The organism is Streptosporangium sp. NPDC005286 (assembly GCF_040607515.1).
Lineage (GTDB): Bacteria > Actinomycetota > Actinomycetes > Streptosporangiales > Streptosporangiaceae > Streptosporangium.
On sequence record NZ_JBEXGU010000204.1, the window covers coordinates 1 to 14695 of the forward strand.

General features: G+C 71.0%; 10 protein-coding genes. 2 read left to right on the plus strand and 8 right to left on the minus strand.

Annotation, left to right across the window (positions count from 1 at the left end; all coding sequences use genetic code 11):
• Nucleotides 1-259 precede the first annotated feature (259 nt).
• Genes ABZU75_RS40710 through ABZU75_RS40730 form a run of 5 tightly spaced genes read right to left on the minus strand, consistent with a single transcriptional unit; the run spans nucleotide 260 to nucleotide 3896 of the window.
• A complete protein-coding gene (locus tag ABZU75_RS40710; protein ID WP_355566910.1) occupies nucleotides 260-784 on the minus strand; it encodes a S26 family signal peptidase in 525 nt (174 codons plus the stop codon).
• On the minus strand, nucleotides 781-2601 hold the full coding sequence (locus ABZU75_RS40715; RefSeq protein WP_355566913.1) for an ABC transporter ATP-binding protein: 1821 nt from the start codon (nucleotides 2599-2601) through the stop codon (nucleotides 781-783). The genes ABZU75_RS40710 and ABZU75_RS40715 overlap by 4 nt, the downstream gene beginning before the upstream one ends.
• Before the next feature lie 13 nt (nucleotides 2602-2614).
• Nucleotides 2615-3178, minus strand: a complete 564-nt coding sequence (locus ABZU75_RS40720) for a TlpA disulfide reductase family protein (RefSeq protein ID WP_355566916.1) — start codon at nucleotides 3176-3178, stop codon at nucleotides 2615-2617.
• A complete protein-coding gene (locus ABZU75_RS40725; protein WP_355566919.1) occupies nucleotides 3087-3710 on the minus strand; it encodes a MauE/DoxX family redox-associated membrane protein in 624 nt (207 codons plus the stop codon). Before ABZU75_RS40725 ends, ABZU75_RS40720 begins: the two co-directional genes overlap by 92 nt.
• Nucleotides 3711-3896, minus strand: a complete 186-nt coding sequence (locus ABZU75_RS40730) for a hypothetical protein (protein ID WP_350925035.1) — start codon at nucleotides 3894-3896, stop codon at nucleotides 3711-3713.
• A gap of 158 nt (nucleotides 3897-4054) precedes the next feature.
• Here ABZU75_RS40730 and ABZU75_RS40735 point away from each other — a divergent pair, with 158 nt between their 5' ends.
• Nucleotides 4055-6559, plus strand: a complete 2505-nt coding sequence (locus ABZU75_RS40735; RefSeq protein WP_355566936.1) for a tetratricopeptide repeat protein — start codon at nucleotides 4055-4057, stop codon at nucleotides 6557-6559.
• A gap of 355 nt (nucleotides 6560-6914) precedes the next feature.
• On the opposite strand, the gene ABZU75_RS40740 is transcribed toward ABZU75_RS40735, so the two are convergent.
• From ABZU75_RS40740 to ABZU75_RS40750, 3 genes are all read right to left on the minus strand, one after another.
• Nucleotides 6915-10154: a M28 family peptidase gene (locus ABZU75_RS40740; RefSeq protein ID WP_355566924.1), complete on the minus strand. Its 3240-nt coding sequence runs from the start codon at nucleotides 10152-10154 to the stop codon at nucleotides 6915-6917.
• 138 nt (nucleotides 10155-10292) lie between these two features.
• The gene (locus ABZU75_RS40745) at nucleotides 10293-11255 is read right to left on the minus strand and encodes a LysR family transcriptional regulator (protein WP_355566927.1); all 963 of its coding nucleotides are present in this window, start codon (nucleotides 11253-11255) and stop codon (nucleotides 10293-10295) included.
• A 130-nt stretch (nucleotides 11256-11385) separates the two neighbouring features.
• Nucleotides 11386-12915 carry a carboxylesterase family protein gene (locus ABZU75_RS40750; RefSeq protein WP_355566930.1) on the minus strand — a complete coding sequence of 510 codons (1530 nt, stop codon included), beginning with the start codon at nucleotides 12913-12915 and terminating at the stop codon, nucleotides 11386-11388.
• A gap of 423 nt (nucleotides 12916-13338) precedes the next feature.
• Here ABZU75_RS40750 and ABZU75_RS40755 point away from each other — a divergent pair.
• On the plus strand, nucleotides 13339-14695 hold a 1357-nt coding region (locus ABZU75_RS40755), incomplete at its 3' end, for a hypothetical protein (protein ID WP_355566933.1).

Genomic DNA, 14695 nt, shown 5'->3' on the forward strand with positions numbered 1-14695 from the left:
TATCCCCGGCCGACCGGCCGGGCCCCGGGCACCGCCTCACGGCCTGGGCCACGAACGCCGGCAGGATCGGGAACTTGCGCTCCTTGCGCCGCTCCAGCCCCTGATTGGTCGAGCGGCGTGCGACCTGACCTGTCGTTAAGGAGCGTGTCACCAGGTACACAGTGAGGCGATATGACAGGAAACGTGCTCTCTTCGAGCGACGTCAGGCCTGGTGATGACGCCGGTCGGCCCGCTGGTGAGGTCAACGCAGCACTAGTGGTCAGGGCCTTACCTGGTTGACGCGCCGGCGGGAATCGGCTCCGGCTGTGGGTCTTCGACCGAGCCGGAACAGGATCACGCCGAGTACCCGATCTGTTCGGACGGTGCCGAAGTGCCGGGAGTCTCTGCTCGCCTCGGCGTTGTCGCCGAGGAGCACGATGTGCCGGGGCGGAACGATACCGGTGGGCTGCCGGGCCCAGGAGGGCAGGCAGGCCGGCTCCGGATCGCCCGGCACCGCGGCGACCCGTTTGACCATCCACCGGGAGCCTTGGGCCCCGGTCGGATCGCCCGGCCGGCAAGGTCCCGGCTCCTCGACCACCACGATGTCACCGTTACGCAGCCGCTCACCCGGCGTCCGGCGGACCAGCACCCGGTCTCCGGGGCGTAGCGCCGGTGCCATGCTCAGCCCGCTGACCGACAGTGCGACGAGGTGCCCGCGGAGCAGGACGGCCGCGGCCACGACGGCGAACGCGAGCACCAGCACCGCGCCGGCACCGGTCAGCACGGCGGCCAGAGCGGCGCTCACCGGACCCCCTCCGACGTCGAAGGACGGTAACCGGTCGCCTGCAGCTCGAAGAGCCGGGCGTACGCACCGCCGCGCATCAGCAGCTCGTCGTGCGTGCCCCGTTCGGCGATCCGCCCGTCGGACAGCACGACGATCAGATCGGCCTCGCGTACGACGCCCAGCCGGTGTGAGACCAGCACGCCGGCCAGTCCGCGCCGGTGCTCCCGGAGCCGGGCGTGCACCTCATGCTCGGCCTTGGCGTCCAGGGCGGAGCTCGGCTCGTCAAGGACGAGCAGATCGGGCCGGTCGAGTACGAGACCCCGGGCTATCGACAGCCGCTGCCACTGCCCGCCGGAGAGGACCACCCCGGTGTCCGGGTCGGCGCGGTCGGCTTCGGAGAAGAAGATCCGGGTCAGCAGCGTCTCGTAGCCGTGCGGGAGGGCGGCCAGGACGTCGTGCACACCGGCGCGATCCGCCGCGCCCTCGATCCGGTCGTCGTCTCGCAGGGCGGTCAGGTCGCCGATGGCGATGTTCTCCCGCGCCGTGAGGTCATAGGGGATCGCGTCCTGGAAGACGGCCCGGATCCGGCGTCTCAGCTCCGCCGGGTCGAAGTCGCGCAGGTCGACGCCGTCCCAGAGCAGCTGCCCACGAGTCGGATCGTAGAGCCGGCACAGCAGTTTTATCAGCGTGCTCTTCCCGGCTCCGTTGAGCCCGACCACGGCGGTCGAGCGCCCCGCCGGGAGTGTCAGGTTCACCCCGCGCAACACCCACGGCTGGTCGTCGGCGTAACGGAACCACACATCGCGCAGCTCGATCCCGCCCCGCAGGGGTGTCACCGGCAGGGGCCTGTCGCGTACCGGCAGATCTGGCCCGGCGTCGACAACGGTCAGGTAGTGACCGAAGAGCAGCAGCGCCTGATGCACGGACACGGCCTCGGTCACCAGAGCGGCAAGGGCGCCCTGTACCGTGCCGACCGCGGCGACGACGAGCACCACGTCACCGACGGTCAGGGTGCCCTCGGCCGCGGCGCGTACCGCCCACAGCAGCAGACCGGCCGCCACCGCGGCGCCGAGCACCGCCAGCCCACCCTGAAGTCTCAGCTCCCGCCGGTCGATCCGGCGGTGTGCGCCCTGGATCGTGCGGATCTCCGTGGCCATCCGCTGCCACAGGTACGGTCCGGCGCCGAACAGGCGCAGTTCCTTGGCGGCCTGCGGGCTGGTCAGCAGGCCGGAGTAGAACAGTTCCCGCCGCTCGGCCTGTCCGGTCTCGGCCATCATCGCCGCCCGGCGCCTGCTCAGCGCCAGCTCGGCCAGCAGGGCCGGTACGGCGGCGAGCAGGACCGCCACCGCCACCCAGGGCCCGAGCAGGAGCAGGGAGCCGGCGAAGCCGGTGATCGTGAGCAGTGCCTGGATGCCCCCCAGCCCGCCGTCCACCACCATTCCCGGACTGCTGACCCCGCTGGACCTGGCGATCTGGAGACGGTCCAGGAAGACCGGATCCTCGAAGCGGCGCAGCCCCACGAAGCGGTCCACCGAGGTGTAGAGACGTGAGGTGGCGAGCAGGCTCACCCGCCGGTCGCTCTCGGTCCGCAGGTAGCGGGTGGCGTGCGGCATCAGCGCGGCGGCCACCCCGACGGCCCCAAGCGCGGCGGCCGGCCCCAGCAGGTCGAGCCACCGCAGTGGCCCGGCCACCAGCCGGTCGATCACGACTTTGGTCAGCCAGGCGACCGAGGGCGGCGCGAGCCCGCTCAGCAGCGTCACCACCAGATACGCGGCGATCTGCGCCGGGGCGGCCTGCCGGGCGAGTGACAGCGCTCGCCCGGCTGCGCGGAACGACATCGGTGCGGCGAGATCAGCCGGCGGCCGGGAGGGCCACGGCATCGCGGTCGACGACGGGGGCGAGCTCGTAGCCGGACGCGGCCACCACGCCCTCCTCGACGAGGACGAACGCGGGGAAGCCGGTCACCCCGAACGCCTGCTGCACCGGCCCCCGATCGGCTTCCACCACGACGGTGGCCACCGGCCGCAGCAGCTCGACCAGCGCCGCGGTCTCCTCCCGCGTGCCGACGGTCACGGCCAGCACGGCGTCACGCCCCCCGGGCCGGGTCGCGGCGTACTCGACGAAGGAGGGCAACCTCTCCTTGCACGGCTGGCAGCTCGGGGAGAAGAAACCGACCAGCGGGCGCTCGCCGAGCGTCGCGAGGCTGACCGGCAGGTCCGCCACGCTGGTGGCGTCGAATCCGTCCACCGACGATCCCGCCGGCATCGCGACGTCGACGCCGCCGGAGCCGCCGCCGCGCAGGGCGGCCAGTTCGGCGGTGTGCTCACGGAGCCGGCGTACGACGCCGACGGTAAATATCAGGTTGGTCACGACCAGCAGTCCGACCAGGACCGCGACCGCGGCTAGGTACGCCATCAGGTCTCCTCCAGGAGGTGGGGGTGGGTGCGAAGAGCGCGACGAGGTCGTCCAGCATGGTGACCAGCAGGCCTGCGCAGGCCCCCGCGAGCAGTGCGACGATCGACCACGTCGATGAGTGTTGGCCGGCCGGTCCGGTGAGCCCGGCCAGCGCGACAACAATGAGCAGAAGGTTGCGGATCAGGTGGCGGCCGGACAGCGGGGTGGACGAGGCGCCGAAGCAGCGGCACGGTTCCGCGCCGCCCCGGGTGAGCACCACCGCCACCCCCGAGGTGAGTACGACGAGCAGCGCGGTGGCCGCGGCGAAGCCGGCATCCCGGGTGGGCGGGACCGCCAGCAGCACCACCACGATCACTTCCGCCGCGGTGACCGCGACCGCGACCGGCAGGGCGCGATCGCCGCGGACCGGAAGCATCGAGGCCAGGGAGGTCGCGAAGGCGCGCAGGGCCTGCCCGCCACGCAGTTTGCTCGCCGCGGAGACGAGGAAGACCACCGCGAGCAGGCCCTGACATGCCGCTATCAGATGTGTCATTCAGCATGCACGGGCGTAGTACCTGCAGGGGCCGCACGGCTGGAAGTCGCAGCAGGTCTTCTTGTACAGCTCGATCCCCACGCAGTAACAGGAAATGCTGGCGCAGGCCGCGGCGGCGTGCGCGGTCGCCTTGGGAACGAGTCCGTCGACCATGCGGTCGGCGAAGGCGGTGAGCATACGGGTCATGGTGTCCTCCTCCGTGCCGGCCGCCGAATGCGGCCCGGCAAATCCATCGAAACCCGGACTTAATCGACCGACCAGGATCTTGCACCGGACGTTGCACCGGACGTCCGGTACGCTGCCAGGAAGATCGAGGAGGGCCGATCTTGGGGAATGCGTTCGGAGTGCTGCTCCGTCGTCACCGAATACAGCGTCAGCTCACACAGGAAGTGCTTGCCGAGCGGTCCGGTATCAGCTCCCGCTCGATCCGCGAGATGGAGCGAGGCCCCGGGCGGAGCCCCCGGCCGCAGACGATCGAACAGCTCGCGACGGCACTGGCGCTGACCGGCGACGAGCGAGCGGAGTTCACCGACGCCGGGCACGCGCTCTTCTGGGCCAACCGTGCCGGACGGTCCAGCCGGAACAAGCCGTCGGACGGAAACATCCGTGCCGTTGACTCACCGCCCTGGCAACTGCCCGCAGATCTCCCCGACTTCGTCGGCCGCGGCGAGGAACTCGCCCTGGTCGGCGAGGTGCTCGATCCGACCATCCGCGGCGCGAGGTTGGTGGTGGCCTCCGGCCCGCCGGGTGTCGGCAAGACGGCGCTGGCGATACACGCCGGCCACCGGCTCGCGCCGCTGTTTCCGGACGGGCAGTTGTACGCGACGCTGCGCGGCGCCACCAGCGACCCCGCCGATCCGGCCGAGGTGCTGGCCCAGCTGCTGCGGATGCTCGGTGTGGACGGATCGGCCCTGCCTGCCGGGGTGGACGCCCGCGCGGGCCTGCTCCGGATCCGGCTGGCGGGACGGCGGGTGCTGATCGTCCTTGACGACGCCGGTGGATACCGTCAGGTGGAGCCGCTGCTGCCCGCCGAGGGCGTCGCGATGATCGTGACAAGCCGGCTGCCGCTGACCGGACTCCCCGGGGTGACGGCCATCGACCTGCGCCCGCTGCCCGATACGGTGGCCGTCGACCTGCTCGCCCGGGTGGCCGGCGTGGCACGTGTGCGAGCCGAGCCCGTGGCCGCCGCCGAACTGGTCAAGGTGTGCGGCGGATTGCCGCTGGCGGTCCGGATCGTCGCGGCCCGGCTGGCCGCGCGGCCACACTGGGCGGTCGGCGCGCTCACGGAACGGCTGACCGATGAGTGCCATCGGCTCGACGAGCTGCGGCACGGCGACCTCGCGGTGCGTCCCGGGCTGCAACTCGCCTACCGGGGGCTCAGCCCGGCCACCGCCCGGGTGTTCGCGCTGCTCGGCGGGTTGAACGTCCCCTCGTTCCCGGAGTGGCCGGTGGCCGCGCTACTGGACGCCGAACCGGCCGCGGGGGCCGCCGCGCTGGAGGAGCTGCTCGACGCCCGGCTGCTGGACGACCTCGGCCCCGATCGGGCAGGCCAGCCGCGTTACCGGTTTCACGCGGTCACCCAGCTGTACGCGCGCGAGCGCCGGGAAGCCGAGATCGGCCGGTCCGAATGGGTCGCCGCACTGACCCGGACCGCCGGCGGCTGGCTGGCCCTCGCCCGGCAGGCCCAGAACCACCTGCACAGCGACCGGTTTCACCTCGACGACCGGAGCGGCCCGCCGGTCGTCGCCGACCCGCGCGCGGCCGCCGTCGCCGCCCATCGGCCCATCGAATGGTTCGAAGCCGAACGGGAGAGCATCGCGGTGCTGGTCCAGGCGTGCGCCGAGACAGGTCTGACGGCGACGGCACGCGGCCTGGTCGGCTGCAGCACCGACTTCTACGACTTCCGAGGTTATTACGATGACCTGCGGCGGATCCTGGAGACGGCGCTGACCGCCTGCCGGCAGGCCGGCGATCGCCTCGGTGAGGCGGCGATGCTCCGAGGGCTCGGTCACTGCCTGGTCGAGCTCGATGACATGGATGAGGGTCTGGCCATGCTGCACGCCGCGCGCGTGCTGGCCGAGAGAGTCGGTGATCCATCCGGGGCTGCGCTGGCCCGCCGGTACATCGGTTTCACCCTGGGGCTGATCGGCCGACTCGACGAGGCCGAGGCGGAGATACGTGTCGCGGTGCGGGAACTGCGGCTCACCGGGCAGCGGTCCGCCGAGGCCGTTGCCCTCGCCAGCCTCGGGTTCGTGCTGCGGCAGCGCGGTGACAGCGCCGAGGCCGTCGACATCCTTCGCGCGGCGTCGCTCATCGCCCGATCGTGTGGTGACCGGTTCGCTCAGGCCTACAGCTTGCGAGGCCTCTCCGGGGCGTTCCTGGCTCAGGGAAAGGTCCAGGAGGCGCAGCGGGCGGCCCGGCGATCCGTCACGCTCTTCGAACAGATCGGTGATCTGATCGGCACCGCCCAGAGCCTGCGGGTGCTCGGCGAGGCACTCGCGCACGAGCCGCACAGACTGGTCGAGGCCGAACGGGTGCTGGGCGGCGCGGCGGCGCTGTTCCGTGAGCGGGGGCACAGCTGGGGACTGGCCCTCACCGAGCTGAGCCTCGGCGAGGTGGAGCTCGGCCGTGATGCCGAGGGGGCCACCGACCGCCTTCACCGTTCTCTGCGCTACTGGACCGACAATCAGGTGCCGGCTCTGCGGGCGCGTACGCTCGTCGCGCTCGCGTCCGCCGCCGAACGGGCGGGTGACCCTGACGCGCGGAGACTGCTGGCCAGTGCCCATCGGATCTACCGGGAGCTGGGCATACCGGCCGCGAATGCCCTCAACGACACCGTACCGCCCTGAGAAACGACAACAGCGCGGGACACCGGCGTTCCGCCGCGCCGCCGGGATCGCGCCCGCCGGACGTGCGCGTGCCGAGCGCGTCCGGCGGCCGACGATCGCCGGAGCCACGCGGATCAGCTCGTCATCGACGAGCGCCTCCACCATGAACAGCGCGAAGTCCACCCGCCGGGTGATGTCGCCGGTGAGAACGGGGTCACCGACGCGAACGCCGCAAGTAGCCTGCTGTCCCAGTCGGTTTGACAGCTTCCGGCTCATCACGCGAGCCCGAGTGGACGCCCTGGAACGGGCACGGAAAACGAGTACGGCGGGCGGTCGGTGACCGCCCGCCGTACTCCGTCAGTGGATCGTCATCCGATCAGAGCCGCTGCCACAGGGCGGGAACGTTCGGCGGCTCCCAGCCGGGCAGTGAGGTGTGACCCTGCAGGCATCGGTAGCCGACGCCGTTGTAGGTCACGGTGTCCCCCACCGCGTACAGGGTCCAGGTCTGCCAGGTGCTGCCGCCCTGCCCACCGCTGACGGTGAGGCTGAAGGTGGCCGAGCGGTCGGCGCTCGCGCCGTCCGCGTTGAGGTTGATCGTGTAGGTCCCCACGGGGGTGCTCGCCGAGGTGGCGATCGTGACCGCGGAGGACTGGCCGGAGTTGATGTTCGCCGGGCTGAAGGACGCGGTCGCGCCGGAGGGCAGGCCGGAGGCGCTCAGCGCGACGGCCTGCGCGTTACCGGAGGTCACCTGGGTGCTGAGCGTCGCGCTTGCCGACTGGCCGGGCTGGACCGAGGCCGAGGACGGGCTCACCGAGACCGAGTAGTCGTTGGCCGGAGGAGGGGTGTCCCCCACGGCGAGCTTCCACAGGGCGTTGGCGGCGGCGTCCGCGTTGCGGTCCAGCGCGGTGGTGTTGATGTTGGAGGTGGTGTCGCAGGCGGAGTGGTAGCAGCGGTCGAAGGCCTGGCCCGCGGTGCCGCCCCACTTGGCGGCCTGAGCCGACGTCTTGACCGTCTCGGCACCGGTGAAGACACCGCCCACCTTGACGCCCGCGTTCTTGAACGGGGTGTGGTCACTGCGGCCGTCACCCGCGGTCTCGATCTCGGTCGGGACGTTGAGCGTGGCGTAGTAGTCCTTGAAGATCTTCTCGATGGCCGGGTTGTCGTCGTAGACGAAGTAGCCCGGGTTCGGCGAGGCGGTCATGTCGAAGTTGAGGTAGGTGTCGACCCCGCTCGCGCCGCCGTTCTGGACGTAGTGGGTCGAGCCGCGCAGGCCGAGCTCCTCGGCGCCCCACCAGGCGAAGCGGACGTGCTTGGTCAGCGTGGGGTTGCGGTTGGCCAGCGTCAGCGCGACCTCCAGCAGGGTCGCCGAGCCCGAGCCGTTGTCGTTGATACCGGGACCGGCCGTGACGCTGTCCAGGTGGCTGCCCAGCATGACCGTCGGACCGGTGGGACCGGCCGGCCAGTTGGCGATCAGGTTGGAATGGGTCTGGCCGTTGTAGGTGAAGTTCTGCACCGTCGTGCTGTAGCCGGCCGCGTCGAGCCTGCCCTTGATGTAGTTCAGCGAGGCGGTGTAGCCGGAGGTGGCCGAGGCCCGGTTGCCGCCGTTGCCGGAGGCGATGGACTGCAACTGGTTCAGGTGCGCCGTCACGTTGGCCACCGGGATGTCCGGGCTGGTCGGGTCGGGCGGGTTGCCGCCGGTGACGGTCAGGGAGTAGCTCGCCGTCCGGTCCACGTCGGCGCCGTCGGCGGTGACCGTCACCGAGGAGGTGCCGCTGGGCGTGCTCCCCGAGGTGGCCAGCGTCAGCGTCGAGGTCTGGCCCGCCGTGATGGTCGCCGGGCTGAAGGACGCGGTCGCGCCGGAGGGCAGGCCGGAGGCCCGCAGCGTGATGGACTGGGCGCTGCCGCCGGTCACCGTGGTCCCCACGGTGGCGGTGGTGGACTGGCCGGCCTGCACACTGCCCGAGGTCGGGCTGAGGGAGACCGAGAAGTCGTTGCCGGGCGGGTTCACCGTGCAGGTCGCCTCGCCGCTCTGCGCCGGGACGTTGACGGCGGCCCACGCGGCCTTGGTCGCGTTGACCTCGACGCAGCTGTTCGGGAAGAGCTGCTTGGCCGCGGCCACGGTGGTCAGGCGCGCCTTGGCGTGCGTCCACGGAATGGTCTTGCTGTTCAGGCCGCCCACGAAGATCTGACCGGCCTTCTGGATGCCGATGCCGGTCAGGCCGGCCGGTCCGGAGCAGACGGTGCTGGCGGGCTTGCCGGGCGGGTTGGTGCCCTCGGCGAGCAGGTAGAACCAGTGGTTCTGCGGTCCGGCCGCCGCGTGCACCTCGGTGTTGGGGATCGAGGAGCTGTAGCAGTTGGGGTCGCCGAGCGCGCCGGGGTTGTACATGTTGCGGATCGGGCCCTGGCCGACCAGGTTGACCTCCTCGCCGACCAGGTAGTCCGGCGGGTCGGAGGCGTTGGCGGCGAAGTGCTCGGTCAGCGCGCCGAAGATGTCGCCGGTCGACTCGTTCAGGCCGCCGGCCTCGTTGCCGCTGCCCGCCCCGCCGGAGCCGGAGAACTGGAAGATGGCGTGGCCGTACTCGTGGCCGACCACGTCCATCGGGGTGGCCTGCTGGTTGTTGGCCTGGTTGTGCCCGAAGTTGGTGTAGGACCCGTTCCAGTAGGCGTTGACCTCGTTCAGGCCGACGCGGGCCGGGAACGCGCCGCCGGAGCCGTTGAACCCGTTGCGGCCCAGCCAGTCGCGCAGCATGTCCCATTCCTTCTGCGCCGCGTACAGGGCGTCGACGCAGGCGGTCTCCAGGTTGGTGCCCGAGCCGGTGCCCCAGGCGTCGTCGGTCCCGGTGTAGGCGGTGCCGCCCTGTCCGCCGCAGCGCAGGCCGGGGCGGGTGGTGTCGGTCATCGAGTACGAACTGCCGGAGCCAGAGGTCTGGATGGTCAGCGGGTTGCCGTTGTAGAAGCCGTTGCCGGTGCCGGCGCGGACGTCGTCGTAGGAGTCCACGACCGTTCCGTCGAGGGCGTCCACGAAGACGTGCAGGACGCTCGGAGCCTCCTTGGTGGCGCCGGTGACGACCACCTCCCACGCCAGCCTGGGCTGCTTACCGGCCGCGTGCACGACCAGCCGGGGGGTGCTCACGCTCTCCACGGTGGGCAGCTTGCCGCGGGCGGTGACGGCCGCGGCGGCGGCGTCGATCTTGCCCTTGACGCCTATCTCGATCCTGGCGCGCTGGCCCGAGGCCACGGACCCGACCTCCTGGCCCGTCCTGTCGGTGGTGACGATCACGTCACCGCCGTAGACGGGCAGTCCGCGGTGGGTGCGGGAGTAGGTCAGGTACTGCAGGCCGCGGGTTCCCACGATGGTGTTCGTGAGCGTGAACTCGTCCTCCGCCGTCTTGAACAGGGCGTCGGACCTGGCGGCGAGGGCGCCGCCGGCACTGGAGACCGCGCGCCTGCGGGATTCGGGATCCGGCGGCGCGAACGCCGGCGGATCTGCGGACATGGTGCGGGCGGCGATGCCCGCGGGGGCTGTGGCGGCGCCGGCGGCGCTCACCACTGAGGTCGTGGTCATGGCGACGGCGGCCAGTACGGCGACCGCGCCCAGCTTGACCTTGGGATTCACGCGGGGTGACTCCTCTCGGTGTCCCTTGGGGGGTTGGAGGGATGCAAGGAGCCCTGACGTTTTGGGCTGGACCAAAGCTGACACCGTGAGTGCGGGACGAGTACCCTACGAAATTGCATAACTTCGCGATATAGGCGGCTAAACAGGTGTAGAAAGCGGCACGTGGCGCCTCAGCCATGACGCGTAGACGGGGGCGCGCCGCACCTCGGCCCAGTAGGTTCTGGTGACGGCCTGGACCAGTTCGTGCCCGTACCGGGCGACCGGCCCGTGCTCGGTCCACCCGATCATGTGCCGGAAGCGCAGCGGGGTCCCGGCCAGTGGCCGGATGGTGATCCCCGGGTGGCCCTTGCTGGTCGCCTGGAACATGCCGACGCACCGGCCCGAGGAGATGAGGTCGATGGCGAGGCTGAGGTCGGCGGAGTAGCCGACCTTCGGGGTGAAGCCCTGCTGGGCGCAGGCGGACCAGAAGTGCTCGCGATGTCCCGCCTCGACCAGCGCGTGCATGACCCAGTCCTCGCCGGCGAGATCACGCAGCTCGATCTCCTCCTGCCGGGCGAGCAGGTGGGAGGCGGCCACCCCGACGAAGATCGGCTCGACGGCCACGCCCGCGTAGACCACTCCCGGGGGCGGGAGGAGCTCGTGTCCCGGATAGTCGCCGAGGGTGGCGAGCTCCAGGCGCTCGGACTCCAGGAGTCCGGGCAGCAGGTCCATCGCCTCCTCGGTGCGGACGGTGATGTCGGCACCGTCCAGCAATTCATTAAGGCATCCAATAACATTTATCGCTAAATGGCTGGACATACAGCCCAGGCGAATTCTGATCTTCTCCGGGGGCTGCTCGGCGTAGCGCATGCCGTCCCGCCGCAACTCGTCGAATGCCGGCAGCAGCGACCGCGCCCTGATCAGCACCCACGCGCCGAGATCGGTGGGCCGTGCCCCCTCCCGGCCTCGCTCGAACAACGGTCCGCCGAACATCCGCTCGATGCGTCGCAACTGCGTGGCGAGCGCGGGCTGCGACATCTTGAGTGCGACGGCCGCTTTGGAAATGCTGCCCGAATCGGCGATCGCACAGATTGCTCGTAGGTGACGCACTTCTAGGTCCACGCCGGGAGCTTAATAGTAAAGAATCTTTCCGGTAAGACCCAAGTTTCAGATGCGGCACGCATGCGTTCCTGGCCGCCGAGATCGCCGGCCACGGCGCCGGTGAGCAGACCCTCGCGCAGCGGCTGCCTCTTTACCGCGCGAGCAGCGGGAGCACCGGGAAGGTGTGGTCCTGCCACAGCAGCCGCGAGGTCTCTTCCGGGTAGGCGGTGACCATCGACGGCGTGTCGAAGAGCTGTGCGAGGCGGTGGTCGGCGTCGTACGGAGGCCAGCCCGGGTCGCCGTGAGCGGCGAACGCCGTCCACGCCCCGCGGATCTGCGCGGACAGCTCCTCCGCCACCGGGAAGGGCGGATCGCCGATCAACATGGCGGGCTGTCCGCTGCTCAGGTTGCCGAAGACGAGCGGCACGTCCAGGCCGTGGCAGGCGCCGAGGGCACCACCCAGTCCCGGGGCGGACCAGGTCAGTTCGTAGAGGTGGGCCTGGCCGCCGCCGACGATCTGCGCGTCGGCAAGGTGGAGGCTCGGCATGCGGAACAGCCAGTCCGCGTTGACCAGCTCGTACAGCTCCTCATCGGCCGCGGCCGGGAATGCCTCCCGGTACCGGCGTGCACCGTCCGGGCCGGGGGCGAGCAGGTGCAGAGCGGTCTCGGTCTGCTCGTGCGTGACCTGGCCGAGCACGCCGTCGATCAGGCTGAACAACCGGTGCTCGTCACGAGTGTGCCCGACCAGAAGTCCGACGTCCCGGGCGGCGCCGTCAGCCAGCGCCTGCCAAGGGGTCGCCGGCAGGACGTCACCGTCGACAACCGGTGCGAACGGGATCGGCCGGTGTGTGATCTGCCCCCAGCGCTCCCGCCACTGGACCGTCTTGGCGAAGATCGCATCGCCTGCAGCGGGCAGCCGGGCCGGAGCCACCGCCGACAGGCCGGACACCGTGGGCCGTACCCCCAGCTCGGCGGCGCAGGCGGCGGCGATGTCGGCGGCCAGCTCGGGGGAGAAGAACGTCCCCGGCACGCTCTGCGCGACCGCCCGGCGGAAGAGCCCGGCGGCGCGCGGCATGGCGAGCAGCGCGGCGACCGATCCGCCGCCCGCCGACTGGCCGAAGACCGTGACCCGGTCCGGATCGCCGCCGAACATCCGGATGTTGTCCCGCACCCACTGCAAGGCCGCGACCTGGTCGAGCAGTCCCCGGTTAGCCGGGGCTCCGCCGATCTGCGCGAAACCCTCAATACCGAGACGGTAGTTGAGGGTCACGACCACGGCTCCGCTCCCGGCCAGGTGCCCGGCGTCGTATTCCGGGAGGCTGGAGTCGCCCATGGCGTAACCGCCGCCGGGAATCCACACCATCACCGGGAGCCCTGCCGCCGGCCCCGGTTCCGGTGTCCAGACGTTGATCGTCAGCCAGTCGTCGCCGGCGGTGTCCTGAGACACCCCGAGCACGCTGGACTGCGGGGGCGGCGGGCCGTACGCGACCGCCGGGCGCACACCGTCCCAGCCGCACACCGGCTGCGGCGCGGCGAAACGGAGGGCGCCGACCGGCGGCTCGGCGAACGGGATGCCCCGGAAGACCGCCAGGCCCGCCTCCCGGCCGCCGCGGAGGACGCCGGCCGCCGTGCGGACTTCCGGCTCGGACTCGGAGGGCCTGCTGGATGCGGTGACGGCCATTTTGCGGTTTCCTCTCCGGTCTGGCTAGGCCGAGCATCCCAATGCGCGCCGTCCGCAGGCAAACCATTTAGGCCTCTTAGCGCTGGGCTTCTATGACCTCTCTGGCCCCAGGACCTGGGTCTATCGGCTGGTGCTCCGGCTTCTGCGAACGTTGATGAGACTTCGAGGATTCTGAAGGTCTATCGTCCTGGTCGTTCGTCTTGCGAAGGTGAAGGCGAGTGGCCGCCCGGTCGAGGTAGGAGATCGGGGTGAACGGCTCGAACGACAGGGCGTCGCAGGTCAGGCATGCGGCTTCCCTTCTCCGTGCTCGCGGCCGACGTCGGCCGTTTCCCGGCCGGTGGACAAGGGCCTTTCTCGCTTTCGGCCGTTCCTTTAGTCTTCCTTCTCGCGCTCCGACGATCATGGATACTCTGGGCTGCGGCCATGCTGACCGCGCTCGCTCCCAGCCTTTACTTCTGGGTCTCGTCGCTGCTGTCCGGAGACGACGGCCCCCGGTACTACGCGTACATGTTCTCGGGGCGGTGCACGGGCGCTCAGATCCACTCCCTGATCCCGGAGTACCTGATCTCGCAACTTCCGCTCTTCGGCTACGGCGGCGCACCGCTGCTTGTCCTGGCGCTGGCCGGCTGGTACGTGGGCGTACGGACCGGGCGGGACCGGCTCGGCAGGGTCGTCGCCCGCTGCGCGGCCGCGGTTCTGCTCCTCCGGCGCCTGCCCGATCTGCTGCTGCTCTCGCTCGACGGGGCGCTCGGGCCGCAATGCCTGAACTCCTGGGGGCCGCCGGAGCTGATGAACGCGCAAGCGGGCTGGGACCTCTATCACTTGCTGCCTCCGGCCCTGGTCCTGCTCGCGATACAGCTCCCGCGGCGGGCGTTCGTCCGGCGCGGCCGCCTCGCGCGCACGACCGCCATGCTCCTGACCGTGACGGCGACCCTGCTCGTCACGGCTCAGGCGGCCCCCTCCGGCAAGGTGAGCACCGAGGGCGAGCTGGACTGCGCCGGTTTCGGCGATGGCACAGTCAGGGGGCTGAGCGAGGTGGAGAAGACGTTCCTGTGCGAGGTCCGCGGCTACCACAGCTTCTACGGCGACGGTGGCATCGAAGGCTGGCAGGACGCTCCTGACCGGGTGGTTGTGACGCAAGGACACCACCTGTGTGGTGTGGCCACCCGGTATGGCGGCGATACCGGCGCGCCGGCCGTGCGGGACGCGCCGCACGGGCCACTGGCGCACGCGCTCGGCCCGCTGTGCCCCGTGGTGGCCCGGTGGCAGGAGCAGGAGGGCGCGCGCAGGCAGGCTGAGGAGGCGGCGTACTACGCGGCCAAGGAAAAGGCCTGCGGTCGGCATCGCCCGCACCGCCCGAAGATCAAGCCGGTACGGCAGGGCCGCGCCACCATGTGGACCGAGTTCTGGACCATCCACGGATGGGAGGAGGGATACGAGGGCACTGTCCCGGAGCTGGTCGAGGAGCTGGTCGGCAGCGAGCGCGGCGGGCTGGCGATCTGGGCGGCCGACGAGATCGGCCACGCGTGCGTCACCGTCGAGTCCTACCGCCGGCAACCGCCGCTGGAGATCAAGGGATGGGACGAGGTGGTGCAGGTCGGCTACGACAGCCCCAGTGGTGCTCTGACTCTGTCCGACGGCAACGGAAAGAGCCTGACCGGCCTGACGGCCGCGGGGCCCGGGGCGTACCGGGTGCGGGTGCACCTGCGCGGGCGCAAGCTCGTCTACCAGGTGCCGGACCCGCCTGACGGCGCCGTGGAGCTTCTGATCATGGTGTTCC